The organism is Leclercia sp. M50 (assembly GCF_037150775.1).
Lineage (GTDB): Bacteria > Pseudomonadota > Gammaproteobacteria > Enterobacterales > Enterobacteriaceae > Enterobacter.
Window position 1 is genome coordinate 1 of record NZ_JBBCPK010000031.1, and the last position, 23,404, is coordinate 23,404.

Annotated in this window: 20 protein-coding genes; 8 read left to right on the forward strand and 12 right to left on the reverse strand. The window is 54.1% G+C overall.

Annotated elements, in window-relative coordinates:
- Positions 1 to 152: 152 nt before the first annotated feature.
- The gene (gene mobB, locus WFM46_RS09660) at positions 153 to 659 is read right to left on the reverse strand and encodes a molybdopterin-guanine dinucleotide biosynthesis protein MobB (protein ID WP_336997537.1); all 507 of its coding nucleotides are present in this window, start codon (positions 657 to 659) and stop codon (positions 153 to 155) included.
- Positions 656 to 1,240: a molybdenum cofactor guanylyltransferase MobA gene (gene mobA, locus WFM46_RS09665; RefSeq protein WP_336997538.1), complete on the reverse strand. Its 585-nt coding sequence runs from the start codon at positions 1,238 to 1,240 to the stop codon at positions 656 to 658. The genes mobB and mobA overlap by 4 nt, the downstream gene beginning before the upstream one ends.
- Positions 1,241 to 1,308: 68 nt before the next feature.
- Between mobA and WFM46_RS09670 the strand changes: the two genes are divergently transcribed.
- From WFM46_RS09670 to dsbA, 3 genes are all read left to right on the forward strand, one after another.
- Positions 1,309 to 1,578, forward strand: coding sequence for a YihD family protein (locus WFM46_RS09670; protein WP_039032193.1), 270 nt, complete (start codon positions 1,309 to 1,311; stop codon positions 1,576 to 1,578).
- Positions 1,579 to 1,653: 75 nt separating this feature from the next.
- On the forward strand, positions 1,654 to 2,640 hold the full coding sequence (locus tag WFM46_RS09675) for a serine/threonine protein kinase (RefSeq protein ID WP_336997539.1): 987 nt from the start codon (positions 1,654 to 1,656) through the stop codon (positions 2,638 to 2,640).
- Positions 2,641 to 2,667: 27 nt separating this feature from the next.
- On the forward strand, positions 2,668 to 3,291 hold the full coding sequence (gene dsbA, locus WFM46_RS09680) for a thiol:disulfide interchange protein DsbA (protein WP_103177586.1): 624 nt from the start codon (positions 2,668 to 2,670) through the stop codon (positions 3,289 to 3,291).
- 15 nt (positions 3,292 to 3,306) lie between these two features.
- Here the strand turns inward: dsbA and WFM46_RS09685 are convergent, their stop codons facing one another.
- Positions 3,307 to 4,215: an acyltransferase gene (locus WFM46_RS09685; protein WP_336997540.1), complete on the reverse strand. Its 909-nt coding sequence runs from the start codon at positions 4,213 to 4,215 to the stop codon at positions 3,307 to 3,309.
- Positions 4,216 to 4,651: 436 nt separating this feature from the next.
- Here WFM46_RS09685 and polA point away from each other — a divergent pair, with 436 nt between their 5' ends.
- Both polA and WFM46_RS23830 read left to right on the forward strand, forming a co-directional pair.
- The gene (polA, locus tag WFM46_RS09690; RefSeq protein WP_336997541.1) at positions 4,652 to 7,444 is read left to right on the forward strand and encodes a DNA polymerase I; all 2,793 of its coding nucleotides are present in this window, start codon (positions 4,652 to 4,654) and stop codon (positions 7,442 to 7,444) included.
- Between the two features lie 165 nt (positions 7,445 to 7,609).
- Positions 7,610 to 7,657 carry a spot 42 RNA, inhibition of DNA synthesis gene (locus WFM46_RS23830; RefSeq protein ID WP_071892919.1) on the forward strand — a complete coding sequence of 16 codons (48 nt, stop codon included), beginning with the start codon at positions 7,610 to 7,612 and terminating at the stop codon, positions 7,655 to 7,657.
- Between the two features lie 99 nt (positions 7,658 to 7,756).
- On the opposite strand, the gene yihA is transcribed toward WFM46_RS23830, so the two are convergent.
- A complete protein-coding gene (gene yihA, locus WFM46_RS09695) occupies positions 7,757 to 8,383 on the reverse strand; it encodes a ribosome biogenesis GTP-binding protein YihA/YsxC (RefSeq protein WP_103177583.1) in 627 nt (208 codons plus the stop codon).
- Between the two features lie 581 nt (positions 8,384 to 8,964).
- Here yihA and yihI point away from each other — a divergent pair.
- Positions 8,965 to 9,477, forward strand: a complete 513-nt coding sequence (yihI, locus tag WFM46_RS09700; protein ID WP_103177582.1) for a Der GTPase-activating protein YihI — start codon at positions 8,965 to 8,967, stop codon at positions 9,475 to 9,477.
- A gap of 188 nt (positions 9,478 to 9,665) precedes the next feature.
- Positions 9,666 to 11,039, forward strand: a complete 1,374-nt coding sequence (hemN, locus tag WFM46_RS09705; protein WP_180210428.1) for an oxygen-independent coproporphyrinogen III oxidase — start codon at positions 9,666 to 9,668, stop codon at positions 11,037 to 11,039.
- Positions 11,040 to 11,113: 74 nt separating this feature from the next.
- Here the strand turns inward: hemN and WFM46_RS09710 are convergent, their stop codons facing one another.
- From WFM46_RS09710 to glnA, 4 genes are all read right to left on the reverse strand, one after another.
- Positions 11,114 to 11,236: a YshB family small membrane protein gene (locus WFM46_RS09710; protein ID WP_336997542.1), complete on the reverse strand. Its 123-nt coding sequence runs from the start codon at positions 11,234 to 11,236 to the stop codon at positions 11,114 to 11,116.
- Between the two features lie 110 nt (positions 11,237 to 11,346).
- Positions 11,347 to 12,759 (reverse strand): nitrogen regulation protein NR(I), encoded by a 1,413-nt coding sequence (glnG, locus tag WFM46_RS09715; protein ID WP_103177579.1) that lies wholly within the window; start codon positions 12,757 to 12,759, stop codon positions 11,347 to 11,349.
- A gap of 11 nt (positions 12,760 to 12,770) precedes the next feature.
- Complete coding sequence (gene glnL / locus WFM46_RS09720) at positions 12,771 to 13,820, reverse strand: nitrogen regulation protein NR(II) (RefSeq protein ID WP_214422543.1); 1,050 nt, start codon at positions 13,818 to 13,820, stop codon at positions 12,771 to 12,773.
- A gap of 188 nt (positions 13,821 to 14,008) precedes the next feature.
- On the reverse strand, positions 14,009 to 15,418 hold the full coding sequence (gene glnA, locus WFM46_RS09725) for a glutamate--ammonia ligase (RefSeq protein WP_103177577.1): 1,410 nt from the start codon (positions 15,416 to 15,418) through the stop codon (positions 14,009 to 14,011).
- Between the two features lie 388 nt (positions 15,419 to 15,806).
- On the opposite strand from glnA, the gene typA reads away from it, so the two are divergent.
- Complete coding sequence (typA, locus tag WFM46_RS09730; protein WP_103177576.1) at positions 15,807 to 17,630, forward strand: ribosome-dependent GTPase TypA; 1,824 nt, start codon at positions 15,807 to 15,809, stop codon at positions 17,628 to 17,630.
- A gap of 79 nt (positions 17,631 to 17,709) precedes the next feature.
- Here the strand turns inward: typA and ompL are convergent, their stop codons facing one another.
- The 4 genes from ompL to WFM46_RS09750 all read right to left on the reverse strand — a co-directional run bounded on the left by ompL (position 17,710) and on the right by WFM46_RS09750 (position 23,391).
- On the reverse strand, positions 17,710 to 18,396 hold the full coding sequence (gene ompL, locus WFM46_RS09735) for a porin OmpL (protein WP_114388326.1): 687 nt from the start codon (positions 18,394 to 18,396) through the stop codon (positions 17,710 to 17,712).
- A 75-nt stretch (positions 18,397 to 18,471) separates the two neighbouring features.
- Positions 18,472 to 19,896, reverse strand: coding sequence for an MFS transporter (locus tag WFM46_RS09740; protein ID WP_103177574.1), 1,425 nt, complete (start codon positions 19,894 to 19,896; stop codon positions 18,472 to 18,474).
- A 42-nt stretch (positions 19,897 to 19,938) separates the two neighbouring features.
- A complete protein-coding gene (locus WFM46_RS09745; protein ID WP_103177573.1) occupies positions 19,939 to 21,321 on the reverse strand; it encodes an MFS transporter in 1,383 nt (460 codons plus the stop codon).
- Positions 21,322 to 21,366: 45 nt separating this feature from the next.
- Positions 21,367 to 23,391 (reverse strand): alpha-glucosidase, encoded by a 2,025-nt coding sequence (locus tag WFM46_RS09750; RefSeq protein ID WP_336997543.1) that lies wholly within the window; start codon positions 23,389 to 23,391, stop codon positions 21,367 to 21,369.
- Positions 23,392 to 23,404: the final 13 nt, after the last annotated feature.

Consider the following 23,404-nt stretch of genomic DNA (forward strand, 5'->3'; position numbering starts at 1 on the left):
TGAAACGCCGTAGCGCCGATGGTAGTGTGGGGTCTCCCCATGCGAGAGTAGGGAACTGCCAGGCATCAAATCAGGCCGAAAGCCCATCCTCACGGATGGGCTTTTTGCGTTGGGCGTTAGAAAAGCCGGATGGCGGCTTCGCCTTACCCGGCCTAATACGACCTCATCCATTGTTGAATGAACCCGACGATCTCCTCCGCATTATTGATATCCAGGACCGGTACCTGAAGCGACAGTGAAATATCACTGGCCACCGCGATAACATGCTCATCAAGCGTTAACTCATTAACCTCATGTCCGGTATCGCTGCGAAACAGCAGGATCTTTGCCACCGGTTCATGCTTAAAACCCTCTACCAGGACCAGATCCAGCGTCGAATGATCCATCCGGCTGATAAGGTAAGGCAGATCGATGGCCTTTTCATCCGGTGTCTCGGTCATTAAGGCCCAACGCTGGCTGCTGGCGACAAGCGTTTGTGCCGCACCCGCTTTGCGCAGCTCATAGCTGTCCTTGCCGGGTATATCCACATCCATATTGTGATGAGTGTGTTTGATAAGCCCGGGGCGTACACCTCTGGCGCAGAGCGCCGGGATAATGGCTTTTAACAGGGTGGTTTTCCCCGTACCGCTCCAGGCGGCGATCGCTAAAACAGGTATCATTTGTGCCTCTGCATAGTGTCTATCTGCTCGAGAGTATTGATGTTAATAAACGCCTGTTTCATATCGCTAAAATCGACAGAATGTCCGCCAGCTTGTCGCATAAAGACCATCACCCGACGCTCTCCCGCCGCCAGGTAGTTCTTTAATTCCGGAATCAGCTGGCGGTGCATTAGCGCAATGGTTGGATGATCGCGTTCGCCGTCATGCGCCCAGACAATCGCTGACGTTTCCCTGTGTTTAACAAAGCGCTCAGCCAGACAATCGGGGATAAACGGTGTATCGCAGGGGCAAAACAGAAACCACTCGGCATCGCACTGCTGCATAACAGAAAGCATCCCCGCCAGCGGCCCCGGGTAATCAGCCAGCGAGTCGGGATAGACGGGGTGTCCACTTTCCCGATAAACGGCGAGGTTTTTGTTAGCACTGATGGCTAGCGTACTCACTTGTTTACTCAGCTTGTGTGCCACGTGCTGCCATAACGGTGTGCCGTTCAACGTCTGCAGGCCCTTATCGACTCCCCCCATGCGGGATGCCTTGCCGCCGGCTAACACCACACCCGTGATCGTGCTTATCTGGCTCAACAATATCGCCTCTTTTATTGTGGGATTGACCCTGCTAACGTGTCACTCTCAATGAAAGGAGTATTACCATGAAATGTAAACGTCTGAATGAAGTTATTGAACTTCTCCAGCCAGCCTGGCAAAAAGAGCCAGAGCTTAACCTCGTGCAATTCTTACAGAAACTGGCGCAGGAGTCAGGTTATGAAGGCGAACTGGCCGACCTTTCCGATGACATCCTGATCTATCACCTGAAAATGCGCGATTCTGGTAAAGATGCTGTCATTCCCGGTATTCAGAAAGATTACGAAGAGGATTTCAAAACAGCCCTGCTGCGCGCACGTGGCGTAATTAAAGAGTAAAAGCTTGTAAGAGGCGCCACCGTAATCGTCGTTAAATGATATCCTCAATCATTCGTATAATTTCCGGATGATCGGATGAACGACCAGGCCTTTACTTTCCAGACCTTACACCCGGATACCATTATGGATGCTCTGTTTGAGCAGGGCATCCGGGTGGACTCAGGTCTGACCCCATTAAACAGCTATGAAAACCGCGTCTACCAGTTTCAGGATGAGGATCGTCAGCGCTTCGTCGTGAAATTTTATCGCCCGCAGCGCTGGTCAGTCGATCAGATCCAGGAAGAGCATCAGTTCGCCCTCGACCTGGTAGCCGATGACGTTCCCGTTGCCGCACCTCTTCAGTTCAATGGTCAGACGCTACTGTCGCACCAGGGTTTTTATTTTGCCGTTTTCCCAAGCCTCGGTGGCCGGCAATTTGAAGCCGATAATATCGATCAGATGGAATGGGTTGCCCGTTATTTAGGGCGCATACATCAGACGGGTAAGAAAAGCGCCTTTACTTCGCGTCCTACAATCGGCATTGCGGAATATCTGCTCGAACCGCGTCAGATATTTGAAACCTCCACGCTCATCCCCTCAGGGCTGAAAGCTGAATTTCTGGCCGCAACGGATAATTTAATTAACGCCGTCACAGCGCGCTGGGATAACAACGTCAAAACGCTGCGCCTGCACGGTGATTGCCATGCTGGAAATATCCTCTGGCGTGACGGACCATTATTTGTCGACCTCGATGATGCGAGAATGGGACCGGCGATTCAGGATCTCTGGATGCTGCTGAATGGCGATAAGGCTGAGCAGCGGATGCAGCTTGAGACGATTATCGAAGCCTATGAGGAGTTCACCCCTTTTAATTCAGACGAAATTGCATTAATCGAACCTTTACGCGCCATGCGTTTTGTTTATTATCTTGCATGGTTAATCAGGCGTTGGGACGACCCCGCGTTTCCCAGAAACTTCCCGTGGCTTACCGGAGAAGATTACTGGCGTAACCAGATATCCACATTTATTGAACAGGTAAAGGTTCTGCAGGAACCCCCTTTGCAATTAACGCCAATGTATTAATCGAACACATCCAGGAGAGAGTTGATCATGAAAAAAATATGGCTGGCGCTGGCAGGTATGATTCTGGCATTTAGCGCTTCGGCTGCACAGTTCACCGATGGTAAACAGTATATTACCCTCGACAAACCTGTAGCTGGAGAACCTCAGGTACTGGAGTTCTTCTCATTCTATTGCCCGCACTGCTATGAGTTCGAGCAGGTTCTGCATGTTTCCGAAAACGTGAAGAAGAAGCTGCCTGAAGGCACCAAAATGACCAAGTATCACGTTGAGTTCCTTGGCCCGCTGGGCAAAGACTTAACGCAGGCGTGGGCAGTCGCTATGGCCCTGGGCGTGGAAGACAAAATCACTGCACCGATGTTTGAAGCCGTGCAGAAAACCCAGTCTGTACAGACCACTGCCGATATCCGTAAGGTATTCGTTGATGCAGGCGTTAAGGGTGAAGAATACGATGCAGCCTGGAACAGCTTTGTCGTGAAATCTCTCGTGGCACAGCAGGAAAAAGCGGCCGCCGATCTGCAACTGCGTGGTGTTCCAGCCATGTATGTTAACGGTAAGTACCAGCTGAATATGCAGGGGATGGATACCAGCAGCATGGACATCTTCGTGCAGCAGTATGCCGACACCGTGAAGTATCTGGTTGAGAAGAAGTAATAAAGAAAACGCCGGTCAATGACCGGCGTTGTTGTATTGGGCTTTAATCCTGTCGATTAGCGCGTCTTTTTCCGTCCACAACGTATTCAGCCAGAGTTGGAAACGTCGCTTAAAGTTCTTATCGTTAACATAGTCCCCATGTAGTTCTTCTGCCACAGGCACCAGATCAATACGCACCACAATCCGGGTTAACTTGCCGCTGAGCATATCGTAAAACGGCGTCCTGTCGTTCTCCGGATAACAGAGCGTCACGTCCAGTAATTTGTCGAACTGTTGGCCCAGTACGTTAAGCGCCATGGCGATCCCCGCCGCTTTTGGCGGCAGCAGGTTGCTGTACGGTGAGCGGGTTTGCTGCTTTTTCTCTTCGGTAAAGCGAGAGCCTTCCACAAAATTGACGATGGTGGTGGGGTGCGCGCGAAACTTCTCGCAGGAGCGGCGTGTCGTTTCAACATCTTTGCCGCGGCGTTCAGGATGGCGGATCAGATAGCTACGGGAATAGCGCTTCATAAACGGCATATCCAGCGCCCAACAGGCCAGCCCAATAAAGGGTACCCAGGCGAGCTGCTGTTTAAGGAAGTACTTATTCATGGGAATGTGTTTGCGGAACAGTACGCATAACACCACGATATCGGCCCAGCTATGGTGGTTGCAGATAAGCAAATACCAGTTTTTCTTGTTAAGTCCTTCCAGACCCTGAACATCCCATTTCAGATGTGGATTAAGACGCAGAAGCACCGCCAGACCTTCACACCAGCAGTACATCATAACGTTACAGAATGCAGATACGGCACGCCAGACAACGGGGATCGGTAATAGCAGTTTAACTATTCCGGCGATGATGATCGGCACAGAACAGGCGATGGTGACCAGAATAGTTAATGCGATACTTAAGAAGAGGGTGATCGCAGCCAGGAGTCTAGACATGATGAATTTTTTCAGGTAGTTAGCTATGGATGGCGCCTGATAAACAGGCACCGGGCGCTGATTTTACCAGAAAACGGTTAAAGGATGGCGCTTTAACTTGGCGGGCAAGCTGATTTGTATGCGCTGTGGAGAAAAATCCTGTTATGTCGATCCTGCGTGGCTTATATCCACATGGAGTAAATTGTCATCAACCGAAAATATGAGATCGTGATCAAATCATAACTTATTGATTATTAAGTTTAATAATTATCTCATCGATCCTCATTAAGCACATTTAATCCAGGTTACAGAAAATATTCACAAACTTATCCACAGTTTTAATTTGCGAGCGATCCTCAGGATCACAAAATCTTTGGCTGTATTGGCCGTGAAAAACTGATGTTTTCATCCTTCTGTGGCATCCTTTATTCATAAATTACTTAAAGGCACGGACATTATGGTTCAGATCCCCGAAAATCCGCTTATTCTCGTCGACGGCTCGTCTTACCTCTATCGGGCATATCACGCATTTCCTCCGCTGACCAACAGCGCAGGAGAGCCTACGGGCGCAATGTATGGTGTGCTGAACATGCTGCGTAGCCTGATCATGCAGTATCAGCCAAGCCATGCCGCCGTGGTCTTCGATGCGAAAGGCAAAACTTTCCGGGATGAGCTGTTCGAACATTACAAATCTCATCGTCCGCCGATGCCGGACAATCTGCGCGCGCAAATTGAGCCTCTGCATAAGATGGTAAAAGCGATGGGGCTGCCTTTGATGGCCGTCTCGGGCGTTGAAGCGGACGATGTTATCGGTACGCTGGCGCGTGAAGCAGAGAAAATGGGCCGCCCGGTCCTGATCAGCACCGGCGATAAAGACATGGCTCAGCTGGTCACGCCGGGGATCACCCTGATTAACACCATGACCAATACCATTCTTGGGCCGGAAGAGGTCGTCGCTAAGTATGGCGTGCCGCCGGAACTGATCATCGACTTCCTCGCGCTGATGGGTGACTCCTCCGATAACATTCCTGGCGTACCGGGCGTGGGCGAAAAGACGGCCCAGGCGCTGCTGCAAGGTCTGGGCGGGCTGGATACGCTGTATAGCGAGCAGGATAAAATCGCCGGGCTGACCTTCCGCGGTGCCAAAACCATGGCCGCTAAGCTTGAGCAAAACAAAGAGGTGGCCTACCTCTCTTATCAGCTGGCAACCATCAAAACAGACGTCGAACTGGATCTGACCTGTGAACAGCTTGAAGTGCAGCAACCTGCCGTTGAAGAGCTGCTAGGCCTGTTTAAGCAGTACGAGTTCAAACGCTGGATAACCGATGTCGAAGCGGGGAAATGGCTGCAGGCGAAAGGGGCTAAACCAGCAGCTAAGCCAAAAGAGACCCTGGTGATCGATGCAGAAGAGGAGCCGGAAGAAGAAGCCAGCGTGCTCTCTTCTGAGCATTACGAAACCATTCTGGATGAAGCGCAGCTGCAACGCTGGATTGAAAAGCTACAGCAGGCACCGGTATTCGCTTTCGATACCGAAACCGACAGCCTCGATAATGTCTCCGCCAATATGGTGGGCCTGTCATTTGCCACAGAGCCGGGCGTTGCCGCCTATGTGCCGGTTGCCCACGACTATCTGGACGCGCCAGAGCAGCTTACCCGTGAGCGCGTGCTCGAACTCCTTAAGCCGATCCTTGAAGATGAAAAAGCGCTGAAGGTGGGGCAAAACCTGAAGTTCGATCGCGGTATCCTGCAAAACTACGGTATCGAACTGCGCGGCATTGCGTTCGATACCATGCTGGAGTCCTATATCCTCGACAGCGTCGCCGGTCGTCACGATATGGATTCGCTCTCCGACCGCTGGCTGAAGCATAAAACCGTCACCTTTGAGCAGATCGCCGGTAAGGGCAAGAATCAGCTGACCTTTAACCAGATCGCCCTGGAAGAGGCGGGGCACTATGCGGCAGAAGACGCTGACGTCACGCTGCAACTGCATTTAAAGATGTGGCCGAAGCTGCAAAAACACGCCGGGCCGCTGAACGTGTTCCAGAATATCGAGATGCCGCTGGTGCCGGTTCTGTCCCGCATCGAGCGCAATGGCGTGAAAATCGATCCGGCTGTGTTGCACAAGCACTCAGAAGAGATCGCCCTGCGTCTGCACGAGCTGGAACAAAAAGCGCATGAGATCGCCGGCGAGCCCTTTAACCTCTCGTCCACTAAACAGCTGCAGACCATCCTGTTTGAAAAGCAGGGTATCAAGCCGCTGAAGAAAACGCCGGGCGGCGCGCCGTCCACCTCTGAAGAGGTACTTGAGGAGCTGGCGCTGGACTATCCTCTGCCAAAAGTGATCCTTCAGTATCGTGGGCTGGCAAAGCTAAAATCGACCTACACCGATAAGCTGCCGTTGATGATCAACCCAAAAACGGGCCGCGTACACACCTCTTACCATCAGGCGGTAGCGGCTACCGGGCGACTCTCCTCAACCGATCCTAACCTGCAAAACATTCCGGTGCGTAATGAAGAAGGGCGCCGTATCCGTCAGGCGTTTATTGCGCCAGAGGATTACGTCATAGTCTCTGCTGACTATTCACAGATTGAGCTGCGCATCATGGCGCACCTCTCCCGGGATAAAGGGCTGTTGACCGCCTTTGCTGAAGGGCAGGATATTCACCGGGCCACGGCAGCCGAAGTGTTTGGTATGCCGCTGGAGAGCGTCACCGGGGAACAGCGCCGCAGCGCGAAGGCGATCAACTTTGGCCTTATCTACGGCATGAGCGCCTTTGGCCTCTCCCGCCAGCTCAATATTCCGCGCAAAGAGTCGCAGAAGTATATGGATCTCTATTTCGAGCGCTACCCGGGCGTGCTGCAATATATGGAGAACACGCGCGCCCAGGCAAAAGAAAAAGGCTATGTCGAAACCCTGGAAGGGCGTCGCCTCTATCTGCCGGACATCAAATCCAGTAATGCGGCCCGCCGTGCCGGTGCCGAACGTGCGGCAATCAACGCCCCGATGCAGGGGACGGCGGCAGATATCATCAAACGTGCGATGATCGCCGTTGACGCCTGGCTGGAGAAAGAGCAGCCGCGGGTGCGGATGATCATGCAGGTACACGATGAACTGGTGTTTGAGGTGCATAAAGACGATCTGGAGCCGGTCTCGAAAAAGATCCATGAACTGATGGAGAACAGCGTCAAACTGGATGTGCCGTTGCTGGTGGAAGTCGGCCAGGGAGAAAACTGGGATCAGGCTCACTAACGCTTTCTGGGATATGAACACTTTCTGTAAGTAAGCAACATATCCATGAACGTTTTGTGACGATCATTAGAATTCCCTATGTAAAGAATGAAAAAAAACTACAAAAAGTGCTTTGTCTGTAGTTCAAAAAAGGGTAGAGTTATCCACGTAGGGTACAGAGGTAAGATGTTCTATCTTTCAGACCTTTTACTTCACGTAATCGGATTTGGCTGAATATTTTAGCCGCCCCAGTCAGTAATGACTGGGGCGTTTTTTATTGCGGCAAAGATAAGGTCAGCGCAAAAAAAAGCGCGGACATCGCCGCGCCCATCTTTACTCATCCGCTTCTGACGCGGGTTCCAGCTCGCTGTACCAGATATCCAGTTTCTCACGCAGTTTGTCCACGCCTTGCTTCTTCAGCGAAGAAAACGCCTCTACCTGGATATCGCCGTTAAACGCCAGCACGGCTTCACGCACCATATTCACCTGCGCTTTACGCGCGCCGCTGGCCAGCTTGTCGGCTTTAGTGAGCAGTACCAGCACCTGGATCCCGCTCTCTACGGCCCAGTGGATCATCTGCTGATCGAGATCTTTAAGCGGATGACGAATATCCATCAGGACGACCAGGCCCTTCAGACACAGACGTTTTTCAAGATATTCCCCCAGCGCGCGCTGCCACTTGAGTTTCATCTCTTCCGGAACTTCTGCATAGCCGTAGCCTGGTAAATCCACCAGGCGCTTGCCCGGTGCGACTTCAAACAGGTTAATCAGCTGGGTGCGGCCAGGCGTTTTAGAGGTACGCGCCAGGCTTTTCTGATTGGTCAGGGTATTCAGAGCGCTGGATTTCCCCGCGTTGGACCGGCCAGCAAATGCCACTTCAAGACCCGTATCGGCGGGTAAATGGCGAATATCAGGCGCACTGAGGAGAAAATGCGTCTGGTGATAATTCAGGTTGGTCACGTGGTTGTCTCCAGAAATTCGTAACGTTGGGGGGATTATACCTGAACAGAGAGAAAAGGCTTTTCCCATCGGCAACCCGGCTGTAAGTAAAAACCCTGAGCTTTGTGAGAGATCTGCCATTTTTACTATGGGATATTTAAGAAGAATCGCAGCGCATTAAAAAATCAAAACGATTAAAATCAACCTATTAACTTTTAGTCTTAGTCTGAAATACTCGGTAAAAGCGCGTTTGTGGCTTGTGCGTTTAGCCGGAAACGGTAAAGTAGCGTTCAACGGCGAGGATGCCGACAGGAACCAGACTTAAGGATTAGGGTCAGGAGCGCCAGGAGGCGAAGACACAGGAAAGTCAGGAAGACGTACGCCTTGGAGGCGTTACAAAGGGAAATGGAACCTATCACGGACGGTACCTGCTAATGGATAGACAGGGTGAGTCGTAAGCAAACAGGGATTGTCAGACCCGTAATGGGTTGTGAGTCAGGAAAAAAGGCGACAGATTGCTCTGTCGCCTTTTTTCTTTGCTTGCTTTCTGCTAGATTTCGCCGCAATTCTATACTCAAGAAAACGACTTTAAGACAAAACACATGAAAAAACCGACCTCCGCTGCAGGCGCTAAACGTCCTGCTAAAGCACGCCGCAAAACGCGCGAAGAACTGAATCAGGAAGCGCGCGATCGCAAACGCGAGAAAAAACATCGTGGTCATGCTGCGGGTAGCCGCGCGAGTGGCGGTACTTCGGGCGCGTCTGCGAATAACAAGCAGCAGAAAGACCCGCGTATCGGCAGTAAAAAACCGGTTCCATTAGGCGTGACCGATGCCCCGGTCACCAGGCAGCACAAACCGAAGAGCGAGAAACCTATGCTTTCACCGCAGGCTGAGCTGGATTTGCTGGAGAATGATGAGCGCCTGGACGCGCTGCTGGAACGTCTTGAAGAGGGCGAAACCCTGAATGCCGAAGAGCAGTCATGGGTAGATGCCAAACTGGATCGCATCGATGAACTGATGCAGAAGCTTGGCCTCTCTTACGACGATGAAGACGAAGAGGAAGAAGAAGAGAAACAGGAAGACATGATGCGCCTGTTGAAAGGTGGAAACTAACATTTGCACCCGGCAGGTTCTATTGTCCTGCTAATAACCCTTCCGGTTATATGTTATCTGGTGTGGTTATTCGTTAAACTACGGCGGTTGTCGCGGCGACAGAAGTGGCTGCGCACCCGATTCATGGCCCGCACAGGGGGCAGAACGGGCCGCCGTATACGAACGCGACACCAACGGAAGGAGTGAGCATGTCTGTAGCAACCATCGACTGGGATCTGGCCCTGATCCAGAAATATAACTATTCCGGGCCGCGTTATACCTCGTATCCCACTGCGCTGGAGTTTTCCGACGCGTTCGGTCAAACCCAGTTTCAGCAGGCGGTAGCGCGTTACCCTGACCGCCCGCTCTCTCTGTATGTTCATATCCCGTTCTGCCACAAGCTCTGCTATTTCTGTGGCTGCAACAAAATTGTGACCCGCCAGCAGCACAAGGCGGATCACTATCTGGATGCGCTTGAGCAGGAGATCCTGCATCGCGCGCCGCAGTTCGCCGGTCGTCACGTCAGCCAGCTCCACTGGGGCGGCGGTACGCCGACCTACCTGAATAAAGCGCAAATCAGCCGTCTGATGACCCTGCTGCGGAATAACTTCCGCTTCAATGGCGATGCTGAAATCTCTATCGAAGTGGACCCGCGGGAAATCGAGCTGGATGTGCTCGATCATCTGCGTGCCGAAGGGTTTAACCGGCTGAGTATGGGCGTGCAGGACTTTAATAAAGAGGTCCAGCGGCTGGTTAACCGTGAGCAGGATGAAGAGTTCATCTTCGCTCTGTTAAATCATGCCCGGGAGATTGGCTTCACCTCCACCAATATCGATCTGATTTATGGCCTGCCGAAGCAGACGCCAGAAAGTTTCGCCTACACGTTGAAGCGCGTGGCGGAACTCAACCCGGACCGCCTGAGCGTCTTCAACTATGCGCATCTGCCGACGCTGTTTGCTGCCCAACGCAAAATCAAAGATGCCGATCTGCCATCCGCGCAGCAAAAACTGGATATCCTGCAGGAAACCATCACATCGTTAACCCAGACCGGCTACCAGTTCATCGGCATGGATCACTTTGCCCGACCGGATGACGAGCTGGCGATTGCCCAGCGAGAAGGCGTTCTGCATCGTAACTTCCAGGGTTACACCACCCAGGGCGATACGGACCTGCTGGGGATGGGCGTGTCGGCCATCAGCATGATTGGCGACTGCTATGCGCAAAACCAGAAAGAGCTGAAGCTCTACTATCAGCAGGTGGATGAAACCGGCAACGCGCTGTGGCGCGGCATCGCGTTAACCCGCGACGACTGTATTCGCCGGGACGTGATCAAGGCGCTAATCTGTAACTTCCGTCTCGACTTCCGCGCGGTGGAAGCGCAGTGGGATCTCGTTTTTAAAGATTACTTTGCGGAAGACATGAAGCTGCTGGCGCCGCTGGCGAAAGATGGGCTGGTGGAGGTGACGGAGAGTGCGATTGAAGTTACGCCGAAAGGGCGTTTGTTGATTCGTAATATCTGTATGTGCTTCGATGCCTATCTGCGGCAGAAAGCCCGTATGCAGCAGTTCTCGCGGGTGATTTAAGCCGCATTGCCGGGTGGCGGCTTCGCCTTACCCGGCCTACATTTCGCGCTTTCGTAGGCCGGGTAAGCGAAGTGCTAGCTAAAAAACCCCACCAGCGCCGCACACAGCACAGCTGCAATGGCCGTTTGTGGTGTATGTCCCGCTGCTGCGCTGGCTTCAAGGCCGCCAGACAACAAATTCACGATTGATTCCAGCATGATGACCCCCCCTTTTCCGGGCAAGATCATACTCAACTCATCAGTACAGTAAAGCGCAAAATAGCATCACTTTGCGCTTAATTAACTCTCTTTACACAGGGGGGAGGCGATCACTCCATCCCCAGTTCTTTTAACTTACGCGTCAGGGTATTGCGCCCCCAGCCGAGCAGGCGTGCCGCCTCCTGCTTGTGGCCCTGGGTATGGCGCAGCGCGGTGGTCAGCAGCGTGCGCTCCATTTCGGGCTGCGCCTCGGAGAGCAAGTCCTGATGACCGGAGCGCAACGCGCGATCGGCCCATTGCGCCAGCAGTGTCGCCCAGCTGTCGGGCAGGCTCTGGCCGGTGCTGCTTTCCGGAACGTGGGTTTCGAAAAGCTCGGGCGGCAGATCCTGAATCAACACCTCCTGGCCGGCGGCCATCACCGTCAGCCAGCGGCAGGTATTTTCCAGCTGACGCACGTTACCCGGCCAGGCCAGACGCGTCAGCGCCGCTTCGGTTTCCGGGTGCAGCAGCTTGGCTTCCACGCCCAGTTCCCGGGCGGCATCCTGCAGGAAATGACGCGCCAGGCGCGGGATATCTTCCCGGCGCTCACGCAGCGGCGGCAGGTGTACGCGAATGACATTCAGGCGGTGGAACAGGTCTTCACGGAATTTGCCCTCCTGGACGCGCAGCTCCAGGTTCTGGTGGGTGGCGGCGATAATACGCACATCCACTTTGACCGGGGCGTAGCCGCCCACGCGGTAAAACTGGCCGTCCGCCAGCACGCGCAGCAGACGTGTCTGAACGTCGAGAGGCATATCACCGATCTCATCCAGGAACAGCGTCCCGCCGTCGGCCTGCTCAAAGCGGCCCTGACGGATGGTGTTAGCGCCGGTAAAGGCCCCTTTTTCATGGCCGAACAGCTCGGACTCAATCAAATCCTTGGGGATCGCCGCCATATTCAGGGCGATAAACGGGGCTTTGACGCGCGGGCTGTGGCGATGCAGGGCATGCGCGACCAGCTCTTTCCCGGTGCCTGACTCGCCGTTAATCAGCACGCTGATGGAGGAGCGTGACAGGCGACCAATGATGCGAAACACATCCTGCATCGCCGGCGCTTCACCAATGATATCGGTGGTAGGCCCGAAAACCGGGGCATTACGCGGCTGCTGCTGTTCCTGATAGTGGCTAATGGCGCGTTCAACCAGCGCCACCGCTTCGTCAATATCGAACGGTTTTGGCAGATAATCGAACGCCCCCTGCTGGTAGGCGCTGACGGCAGCATCCAGATCGGAGTGGGCGGTCATTATGATGACCGGAAGCATCGGATGACGCTGCTTGATCTGTTTTAACAGCGCGAGCCCATCCATCCCCGGCATACGGATATCGGACAGCAGCACATCCGGGGTTTTGGTGGTGAGTGCATCAAGCACGTCGGCACCGCTCTCAAAAGCGGTGCAGCTTAAACCTGCTCCGGTAAGCGCCCGTTCAAGCACCCAGCGGATGGAGCTATCGTCATCAACTACCCAGACTATCCCTCGTTGCATAACCTAACCCTCTATTTCCTGATTGGCAGGTAAACCGAAAACTCGGTATGACCCGGCCAACTGGTAAATTCAATTTTGCCGGAATGCTGATCTATCAAATTACGGGCAATCGATAAGCCAAGCCCGGTCCCGCCTTCACGGCCGCTGACCATCGGGTAAAACAGCGTGTCCTGTAAATGGGAAGGAATGCCCGGGCCGTTATCTTCCACATCAATGCGGGCCGCCAGACGGTAGCGCGTACCGTGCAGGGTGAGCTGAAAGGCGGTGCGGGTACGCAGAATAATCTCTCCGCCTTCCGCCCCCAGCGCCTGCAGGGCGTTGCGCACGATATTCAGTAAAACTTGTTCAATCTGGTCGGGATCGTGCGGCAGTTCCGGCAGGCTGGGATCGTAATCCCGAATTAACCTGACGTTATCCGGCAGTTCCATCGACACCAGCTTGACGACGCGCTCCGCCACTTTGTGAATGCTTTCAGTGATATGCATCCCGGGTTGCTGCGGTCCCAGCAGGCGATCCACCAGGTTCCGCAGGCGGTCGGCCTGTTCAATGATGACGTTGGTGTATTCCGCCAGCGCCGGGTCGGGCAGGGCTTTGGTGAGCAGCTGCGCTGCGCCGCGCAGGCCGCCGAGCGGATTTTTGATCTCATGGGCGAGGCCGCGCACCAGATCGCGGGCCGCAATCTGCTGAGCATGCTGGAGCTGCTCCTGACTCAGGCGACGCTGGTTATCCATCGGCGCCATCTCCAGCAGAATGAGCCCTTCCGGCAGCCGCTGTGCGGTCAGCGACAGAATATGCGAGCGTCCGTCAATCACCAGCGTCACTTCGTTATCGGTAAAACCTTGCCCCGCCTGCAGACTCTCCTGCATCAGGCCGATATTCAGGGAAAAATAACTCAACAGCTCGGGCAGCGGCGCGCCAAACAGTTTGCGTGAACTTTGCGCCAGTAACTGCTGGGCCGCGGGATTGGCGTAATGCACCGCCAGATCGTCATCGACCAGTAAAATGCTGTTGATAAGAGAATTGAGGATCTGCCCAGCATCGGGCAGCGTGCCAGTTGCCATTCAGCAGTCTCCTGGAGTTGTTTGCACTATTTTAGTGCAGTATAGCGTTTTTACGGCGAAAAACGCGTCAGATCAGCTTGTTGGCGGTGAAAAAAGCCCATCCGAAGATGGGCTGAAAAGTTTCCACGGCAACAAAAAAAACGGCTATCAATCTCGCGCGGAAAAGGCCGCGCGACAGGGATTGAAGATTAGACGCTGTAGTACAGTTCGAACTCAACCGGGTGCGGAGTCATGCGAACGCGGTCGTTCTCTTCCATACGCAGTGCGATGTAAGCATCGATCGCTTCGTCAGTGAACACGCCGCCCGCAGTCAGGAACTCGCGGTCTGCGTCCAGCGCCAGCAGGGCTTCTTCAAGAGAACCGGCAACCTGTGGGATCTCTTTCGCTTCTTCTGGCGGCAGGTCGTACAGGTTTTTGTCCATCGCTTCGCCCGGGTGGATCTTGTTCTTGATACCGTCCAGACCCGCCATCAGCAGTGCTGCGAAGCACAGGTATGGGTTAGCAGCTGGGTCCGGGAAGCGCACTTCGATACGACGTGCTTTCGGAGAAGCTACCACCGGAATACGGATAGAAGCAGAACGGTTACGGGCAGAGTAGGCCAGCATTACTGGCGCTTCGTAGCCTGGGACCAGACGCTTGTAAGAGTTAGTGGTTGGGTTCGCCAGGGCGTTGATCGCTTTAGCGTGTTTGATAACACCACCGATGTAGTGCAGTGCCTGCTCGGACAGACCCGCATACTTGTCGCCAGCGAACAGGTTAGTCCCGTTCTTGGACAGGGACATGTGGCAGTGCATACCGGAACCGTTGTCGCCAAACATTGGTTTTGGCATGAAGGTCGCGGTTTTACCGAAGCGGTGCGCAACGTTGTGAACAACGTATTTGTAGATCTGAATTTCGTCCGCTTTCTTGGTCATGGTGTTGAAACGGGTGGCGATTTCGTTCTGGCCAGCAGTTGCAACTTCATGGTGATGGGCTTCAACAACCAGACCCATCTCTTCCATAATCAGACACATGGTAGAACGGATGTCCTGGGAAGAGTCAACCGGTGGAACCGGGAAGTAACCGCCTTTAACGGCTGGACGGTGACCTTTGTTACCGCCTTCGTATTTGGTGGAGGAGTTCCATGCGCCTTCGATATCATCGATAGCAACGTGGGAACCGGAAGTGGTCGCACCAAAACGGATGTCGTCGAACAGGAAGAACTCTGGCTCTGGCCCGAACAGAACGGTGTCTGCGATGCCGGTGGAGCGCAGATACTCTTCAGCGCGTTTAGCGATAGAGCGTGGGTCGCGGTCGTAACCCTGCAGGGTGCCTGGCTCAAGAATATCGCAACGGATGATCAGGGTAGACTCTTCGAAGAACGGGTCAATGAGGGCAGTAGATGCGTCAGGCATCAGAACCATGTCGGATTCGTTGATACCTTTCCAGCCACCAATGGAGGAGCCGTCAAACATTTTGCCTTCTTCAAAGAATTCGGCATTCACCTGATGAGCAGGAATAGTGACGTGCTGTTCTTTACCTTTGGTATCGGTGAAGCGCAGATCAACAAACTTCACTTCATGTTCGTTCAGCATCGTCAAAACGTGTTCAGCGGACATACTTAACTCTCCAGATTGGTCATTGTCGTCGTGGTAACGAGGTCTTCAAATTCTGTATAAGGCAGGCGGTGGTGCCTTTTGTTGCCGTATTTTTTATAAAGCGAAATCTGTGCCAACTTTTAAAACACCCCAAAAAGGCGCTATCATGCGCACCGTAGTGCAAAAGGGCTGCACCACGGTGGTTTTGTTGCACCATTATAGTGCTTCAATGTGAACATTGAGCACCATATTGGTGCAATTTACGTTAAAGTGCCCTTTTACCGCTCCGTGAAAGCGATCACAAAGCATCTCTGCGATACTTGTTTGCGGGGGATGTTTGTGATCCTGTTTTGTAGTGCGATTAATCCGTGTACAATAACGCGCTATTTCTAATGCCTGAGGCAAAGTTGTGATCGAAAATCTGCGTAATATCGCCATCATCGCGCACGTTGACCATGGTAAAACTACCCTGGTTGATAAGCTGCTGCAGCAATCCGGTACGTTCGATGCGCGTGCCGAAACTCAAGAACGCGTGATGGACTCCAACGATTTGGAGAAAGAGCGTGGGATTACCATCCTCGCTAAAAACACCGCGATCAAATGGAATGACTACCGTATCAACATCGTTGATACCCCAGGGCACGCCGACTTCGGTGGTGAAGTTGAGCGCGTGATGTCCATGGTGGATTCCGTGCTGCTGGTGGTTGACGCATTTGACGGCCCAATGCCGCAGACGCGCTTCGTAACCAAAAAAGCATTCGCCCATGGCCTGAAGCCAATCGTGGTAATCAACAAAGTTGACCGTCCTGGCGCGCGTCCTGACTGGGTTGTTGATCAGGTCTTCGACCTGTTCGTTAACCTGGATGCGACCGACGAACAGCTGGACTTCCCGATCGTTTATGCGTCTGCGCTGAACGGTATCGCTGGTCTGGACCACGAAGACATGGCTGAAGACATGACCCCGCTGTACCAGGCGATTGTTGACCATGTTCCGGCACCAAACGTCGATCTCGACGGTACCCTGCAGATGCAGATCTCTCAGCTGGACTACAACAACTACGTTGGTGTAATCGGCATTGGTCGTATCAAGCGCGGTAAAGTGAAGCCAAACCAGCAGGTCACTATCATCGATAGCGAAGGTAAAACCCGTAACGGTAAAGTCGGTAAAGTGCTGACTCACCTGGGCCTTGAGCGTATCGAGAGCGACATTGCGGAAGCTGGCGACATCATCGCTATCACCGGTCTGGGCGAGCTGAACATCTCTGACACCATCTGCGACCCGCAGAATGTGGAAGCGCTGCCAGCGCTGTCTGTTGATGAGCCGACCGTAACCATGTTCTTCAACGTCAACACCTCTCCGTTCTGTGGTAAAGAAGGTAAGTTCGTTACCTCCCGTCAGATCCTTGACCGCCTGAACAAAGAGCTGGTGCACAACGTTGCGCTGCGCGTTGAAGAAACCGAAGACGCTGATGCATTCCGCGTTTCTGGTCGTGGTGAGCTGCACCTGTCTGTTCTGATCGAAAACATGCGTCGTGAAGGTTTCGAAATGGCGGTTTCCCGTCCGAAAGTTATCTTCCGTGAAATCGATGGCCGTAAACAAGAGCCATTCGAGAACGTGACGCTGGACGTTGAAGAGCAGCATCAGGGTTCTGTAATGCAGGCTCTGGGTGAGCGTAAAGGCGACCTGAAAAACATGAATCCAGATGGCAAAGGCCGCGTACGTCTCGACTACGTGATCCCAAGCCGTGGCCTGATCGGCTTCCGTTCTGAGTTCATGACCATGACTTCCGGTACCGGTCTGCTGTACTCTACCTTCAGCCACTACGACGACGTTCGTCCGGGTGAAGTGGGTCAGCGTAACAACGGCGTTCTGATCTCCAACGGTCAGGGTAAAGCGGTTGCGTTCGCCCTGTTCAGCCTGCAGGATCGCGGTAAGCTGTTCCTGGGTCACGGTGCAGAAGTTTACGAAGGCCAGATCATCGGCATTCACAGCCGTTCTAACGACCTGACGGTAAACTGCCTGACCGGTAAGAAACTGACCAACATGCGTGCGTCCGGTACTGACGAAGCAACGGTTCTGGTTCCACCGGTTAAGATGACGCTGGAGCAGGCTCTGGAATTCATCGATGACGACGAACTGGTAGAAGTAACACCACAGTCTATCCGTATCCGTAAACGTCACCTGACTGAAAACGATCGTAAACGTGCAATGCGCGGTTCAAAAGAAGATTAATACAGTCAGTCTGTAGGCCGGGTAAGCGCATGCGCCTCCCGGCAGGTAAAAAGCCGCTGAGCGATCAGCGGCTTTTTTATTAGAACGCGTACCGCACGCCCAAACGGATTCGGTACTGCTCGCGGTTGTAATCATTCCATCTGTCCAGCCACTGGAGTTCGAGGTACGGCAGCCAGTTTCTGTCGATTTTATAGCTGAACTTGTTCGTTATTTCCCAGTGGTGATCTTTGCCATTCTTACTGTGGTAATCATTTACCCGCTGGAAAAAGTGCGGCTCAAAGGTGTAGAAAAACGCATCCGTCACTTTAAAATTCCAGTAGTTAGCAAACTCGTGCGTGTCGTTCTTATCCATCTGCCCGTTATAGTCCGGCGTATCGTAATTGTTGTGGTTATAGCGATAGCGGAACGTCAGATTGAACCCATCCGTAAATTTGTAGTTGGTATCTAAATAAACAGCGCCACCCGACCCTGCGCTGCTGTCGTTAATTAAACCGCCTGGCTGGAAAGTGAGTTTGTCGGTGGGTTTAAAGAGCGGATACCACCCCTCTATTTCGTTATAGCTGTGCTTAAGCTCATCCCATCTCCCCACGTTATAAGCGTTGGTGAACATCAGCCCCGCGCCCATATCGAAGTTATAGCCGGCTCGCAGGATCACCTCATGTAGCTCGGAGGCCGTATTGTATGCTTCTCGTGTTTCGACATACGCCCCGGCAAATACCGGGCAGGAGACAGACGACACGATCAGTACAGTAATGATTCTTTTCATAACTTATCCATGTATCAGATAAAGAAAGGCCACCCCTCCCATAGAGAGGGAAGGGATTAATGGCCGGATTTATTGTTATAAAGTGACTGCTGACGCTTTATCGTTGGTGGTTATCTCAGGGGTATTCGCTGATGGTTTTTTTCGTTTTGCAATCTCCTCAATAATAAAGGCGAAGCGCGCTTCGTTGAGTTTATAAAAGAGTCCCATCGTGATGGCGGCGATAATCGCCAGGCCGCAGGGCCAGAGAAAAATAAGCTGGCGCAGCCCCAGCAGCGTGCCTGCGCTCTGCACCGCATGGGGCACGTAACCGATCTGGGTCAGCATAATGCCAGGCAAGAAACCGGCGAGGGCCGCGGAGATTTTGCGCGAGAAGGTATAGCCGGTATAAACCGACCCTTCGGCGCGAATGCCGGTTTTCCACTCGCCATAATCAACGGTATCCGGCACCAGGGCCCAGTTCAGGCTGTTGACGAAAGCGGTGCCGAAAAAGGCCATACAGGAAAAGAGCACAAACAGCAGGGAGTTGCTCCCCCAGAAGAAGTTCAGCACGTCGCCCACCGCCCATAGCGTCAGCCCGCCCAGGTAAACCGGTTTTTTGCCGAAACGCTTAACCGCGCCGGGCACCAGAAACACGCCGACCAGAATACAGCCCATGCTGAAAAAGCCCATCCACGACAGCAGGTGCAGATCGTTCAGCACGTACTGGGTGTAATAGACCTGAATCGCCAGCTTGATGTTAAAGGCGGCAAGGGTACAGAGGTTGGCGATGCATAAGACCAGCAGCGGCGGGTTGCGGAAAATCGCGCAGAACGATTTCAGAATGCCGGGTTTATGGTGATCGGGTGTGACCTCCACATAGCGCTCTTTCACGCCGCTATAGCACCACCACATGCAGAACAGCCCGCCGGTGACAAACACCAGAGCGGCAACCAGATAGCCGAGGGAGGGCTGGCTGACGAACAGCGCCTGAATGGGCATAAAGCCGACGGTGCAGAGCAACAACCCCACCGTTGCGCCGCCCTGACGCCACGCCGCCAGCTGCGCGCGCTCGTTCGGGTTTTTGGTGATGGCCGGGACCATCGCACCGTAGGCGCAGTTCATCAGGCTATAGCAGAGGCCGAACATCATAAAGAGCACGGTGGCGATAGCCGTTTTCACCGTCAGGCTAAAGTCGTTAGCCATAAACTGCGCCGCGGCAACCAGCGCAACGGGTACCGAAGCATAGAGAATAAAGGGCCGGAATTTTCCCCGTGCGCCGATATTTCGCCGGGAGTCCACCAGCACGCCGGTCAGCATGTCGGTAAAGGCGGTAAAGAACTTCGCCACCAAAAAAATAATGCCACCATAGAACGCGGGCATGCCCAGTTCGTCGGTGTAAAACTTCAGCAGATAGAGCGTGCCGATACAGAGCATCAGATTCGAGCCAAAATCGCCCATCCCGTAGGCGCACTTCTCTCGCAGGCTCAATTTCAGGGTTAACGGATCAGTGTTATGTGTCATGGTCGATCCTCAGAGCGCCCATAGGGCGCTCCATCTCGTCATTTATGCCGTACGTTTACGCAGTTCGATCTCTTCCACGATGCGCACATACATCTTTTCGTTGAGGTTGTAGAAACAGCCCATCGCCACAATGGTGATGACTGCCAGCAGGCTGGGGTAGATAAATATCAGCTGCCGCAGCCCTTCAACGGTCCCGGCGGATTGCACCACGTTGGGCACATAGCCGATCTGGGTAAGCATCATCCCCGGGAAGAAGCCCGCCAGTGCCTGGGATACCTTCCTGAAGAAGGTAAAGCCGGTGTAAACCGTCCCCTCAGAGCGCACGCCGGTGCGCCACTCGCCATATTCCACGGTATCGGACACCAGCGCCCAGTTCAGGCTGTTCACAAATGCGGAGCCAAAGAAGGCCAGACAGGAGAACGCCACAAAGCTCACCGAGCCACCGCCGAAGAAGTAGTTGAGCAGATCGCCCGCCACCCAAATCATCAGCCCGCTGATATAGACCTTTTTCTTGCCGAAGCGCCGCACCGCGCCGGGCATCATAAAGACGCCGATAAAAATACAGCCCATGCTGAAGAAGCCCATGTATGACAGCAGGATCGGGTCGTTCAGCACGTACTGCGTGTAGTAGACCTGAATGGCGAGCTTGACGTTAAAGGCACCCAGCGTGCAGAGGTTGGCGATGCAGAGAATAAACAGCGGACGGTTCCCGGCGATGGCGCGAAACGACTGCAACAGTCCCGGTTTTTGCGCCGGATTAGCAGGCTGCGTCTCGACGTAACGCTCGGTCACGCCCTTATAGCACCACCACATAAAGAACAGCCCGAACAGCGAGAAAAGGGTGGCGGCAAAGATATAGCCAAGCTGGTCATTGCCCTCAATCAGGTTCATTACCGGGACAAAACCGACGGTACAGAGCAGCAGGCCAAGCGTGGCACCGCCCTGACGCCAGGCGGCCAGCGAGGCGCGCTCGTCCGGGTTTTTGGTAATGGCGGGCACCATCGCGCCGTAAGAGCAGTTCATCATGCTGAAGAACAGGCCGTACAGCATGAAGAGCACCGTCGCCATCACCGTTTTACCGGTGATTTCAAACGGCGTGCCGACGAAGTTGGCAATCGCCAGCAGCGTCACCGGGAAGGCGGCATACAGTACGAACGGGCGGAATTTTCCTTTCGGGCCGATCTTGCGCCGGGCGTCGAGCATGATCCCGGTGCCCATATCGGTGAAGGCGGTAAAGAACTTGGCAATCAGGAAGATGATCCCGCCGTAGGTCCCCGGCAGGCCCAGCACATCGGTGTAGAACTTCAGCAGATAGAGCGTGCCGATATCCAGCAGGATGTTAGAGCCGAGATCGCCCATCCCGTAGGCGAGTTTTTCTTTAAACGGCAGGCGTAGGGTTGCCGGATCAGAAGTATGTTGACTCATTATTGTTCTCCGTCTGCCCGCAGGTCTCCCTGCGGGCGAGCCTTATCAGATATGACGTAAGGTGCTAAACAGATCTGCCCATTCGCTTTGCTGGCGATAGAAGACCGGCGGTTTGCCGAGTGGGGCCTCAACGGTCACATCACCGCCCTGGCAGGTTTCACCCGTCCACGCATTGACCCAGCTGTCCTGCGGCAGATAGAGCGACCAGTCATGGCGGCCCTCTTCATACACGGGCGCCACCAGCAGATCGCGGCCAAACAGATACTGGTATTTCAGCGTGTAGGCGCGCGCGTCCTCTTCATAGTGCAGGAACAGCGGGCGCATCACCGGCAGGCCGCTTTTCGCGTTCTGCGCGACGGCAGCTTTGATATAGGGCTTCAGGGTGGTGAAGACGGTGGTCATACGCGCAAAGTGGGCGATGGTTTCGGCGTCGCCGTCGAACTGCCAGTTGTCGCCAGGACGGTTGCCTTCGTGGGTACGCATCATCGGCGTAAAGGCGCTGAAATCGCACCAGCGCAGCAGCAGCTCTTTGCTGCGTTTCATCTCGAACAGGGTGGTATAGCCGCCGATGTCGCTGTGGTGCAGCCCGTGGCCGGTCATCGCCAGAGACAGCGCAGCAGGTACGACGGACGCCAGACCGTCGTCCAGGCTCCAGTCGACGTTCTGATCCCCCGCCCACATCATCACCGAGTGCTTCTGGCTGCCGGTGTAACCTGCGCGCATAAAGAACAGGATCTCCCCAAGCTTGCTGGTCTCCTCCAGCGCCTCGTAGTTACATTTCGCCCACAGGGCAGGCCAGGCGTTATGCATGATCTCCGCGCTGACGCCGTTGTGCAGGAAGGTATCGGTTGGCAGATATTCCCCAAAATCGGCCATCCAGCCGCCGCAGCCCAGCTCGATCAGGTTCTTTTTGATCACCTCTTTGTACCAACCGTAGGCTTCCGGGTTGGTCAGGTCGATTACGCCCGCGTAGAACTCGCCGAACTCGACGTGGTACTCCTTGCCGTCGGCATTTTTGGTCAGATAGCCGCGTTTTGCCGCCTCTTCGCAGAGATCTTTGTCGCTGGCGACGTAGGGGTTGATATAGGAGAGGAACTGTACCCCTTCCTGTTTCCACTGCGCAATACGCTCATCAAGCTGCGGATAGAGCTCGCTGTTCCACTTCCAGTTCCACATCACGCGTTTGCCGAAGGAGGTCATGCGGATGCCGGACCAGTCCTGCGCCCAGATGCCGTTCACCTTCACGCCACCTTCGCGCATGAGGTCAAGCTTCTGCTGGCACACGTCGGTGCCGCCCTGAATACCCAGCGTCACCCCGTCGTAAACCCAGTCCGGCAGCTCCGGCTGACGCCCCAGCAGGCCGGTGAGTTTTTCCAGCAGATCGACATAGGTTTCTGCGCAGTCGAAGCGCAGCGTGGCGTTATCTTCCCAGAACGCCAGCTCGTGGAAGTCTGGCGCACTGAAGTCGAAGTTCATGTAGCAGCTGTTATCCACGTGGCAGTAGTACTTCTGGGTGCTCACAAAGGTGGGTTGCGGGAAGAAGGTCCAGTAGTAATCCCCGCCCGCGTTCTCTTTGCAGTCGGCCTGCCAGGTCACGTAAGTCTGCTTATTGCGGCCCACCCCCTGTTCGCTGGTCCACAGCGGGAACGGCTTGCCGCGCAGGTCGAAGTAGGAGAACTGCTCCCCGCAGCCGTAGATATGATCTTCAGGCTGGGCCGCCAGCCGCAGCCAGATGCGGTTATGGTGGGTGGCATCGTTTTTGAGCTTTAACGTCAGGCGGCCTTCCGTATCAAGATCCACCAGCAGCGTGGCGCTTACCGCATCGCCACGGGTGAAGCGGATCGCCCAGCCCGCCTTTTGCTGCGTGACGGTCGCGTCGGTCAGGGCAATCTTTTCGTTGAGCTTATCCTGAATGCTGAAATTGCCGCGGAACATCTCAATATCGGCAACGCCTGCGCCGATCCACAGGCAGGGGGCGTCGGGCGAATGGGATAAAATCAGGCGATCCTGCCAGTGCAGGGTGAAACCGCGATCGTGAGTTTTCAAATTAATATTGTGTAGGGTACGCATAAGATCTCCGTTT

What these genes read in the sequence shown, in the direction of transcription:
- WFM46_RS09685 (WP_336997540.1), bottom strand. Translation starts at nt 4,215, where the DNA reads ATGTCTAGACTCCTGGCTGCGATCACCCTCTTCTTAAGTATCGCATTA.
- dsbA (WP_103177586.1), top strand. Translation starts at nt 2,668, where the DNA reads ATGAAAAAAATATGGCTGGCGCTGGCAGGTATGATTCTGGCATTTAGC.
- glnG (WP_103177579.1), bottom strand. Translation starts at nt 12,759, where the DNA reads ATGCAACGAGGGATAGTCTGGGTAGTTGATGACGATAGCTCCATCCGC.
- WFM46_RS09670 (WP_039032193.1), top strand. Translation starts at nt 1,309, where the DNA reads ATGAAATGTAAACGTCTGAATGAAGTTATTGAACTTCTCCAGCCAGCC.
- WFM46_RS09740 (WP_103177574.1), bottom strand. Translation starts at nt 19,896, where the DNA reads ATGACACATAACACTGATCCGTTAACCCTGAAATTGAGCCTGCGAGAG.
- WFM46_RS09750 (WP_336997543.1), bottom strand. Translation starts at nt 23,391, where the DNA reads ATGCGTACCCTACACAATATTAATTTGAAAACTCACGATCGCGGTTTC.
- mobB (WP_336997537.1), bottom strand. Translation starts at nt 659, where the DNA reads ATGATACCTGTTTTAGCGATCGCCGCCTGGAGCGGTACGGGGAAAACC.
- WFM46_RS09675 (WP_336997539.1), top strand. Translation starts at nt 1,654, where the DNA reads ATGAACGACCAGGCCTTTACTTTCCAGACCTTACACCCGGATACCATT.
- glnA (WP_103177577.1), bottom strand. Translation starts at nt 15,418, where the DNA reads ATGTCCGCTGAACACGTTTTGACGATGCTGAACGAACATGAAGTGAAG.
- WFM46_RS09710 (WP_336997542.1), bottom strand. Translation starts at nt 11,236, where the DNA reads ATGCTGGAATCAATCGTGAATTTGTTGTCTGGCGGCCTTGAAGCCAGC.
- yihI (WP_103177582.1), top strand. Translation starts at nt 8,965, where the DNA reads ATGAAAAAACCGACCTCCGCTGCAGGCGCTAAACGTCCTGCTAAAGCA.
- polA (WP_336997541.1), top strand. Translation starts at nt 4,652, where the DNA reads ATGGTTCAGATCCCCGAAAATCCGCTTATTCTCGTCGACGGCTCGTCT.
- hemN (WP_180210428.1), top strand. Translation starts at nt 9,666, where the DNA reads ATGTCTGTAGCAACCATCGACTGGGATCTGGCCCTGATCCAGAAATAT.
- ompL (WP_114388326.1), bottom strand. Translation starts at nt 18,396, where the DNA reads ATGAAAAGAATCATTACTGTACTGATCGTGTCGTCTGTCTCCTGCCCG.
- glnL (WP_214422543.1), bottom strand. Translation starts at nt 13,820, where the DNA reads ATGGCAACTGGCACGCTGCCCGATGCTGGGCAGATCCTCAATTCTCTT.
- WFM46_RS09745 (WP_103177573.1), bottom strand. Translation starts at nt 21,321, where the DNA reads ATGAGTCAACATACTTCTGATCCGGCAACCCTACGCCTGCCGTTTAAA.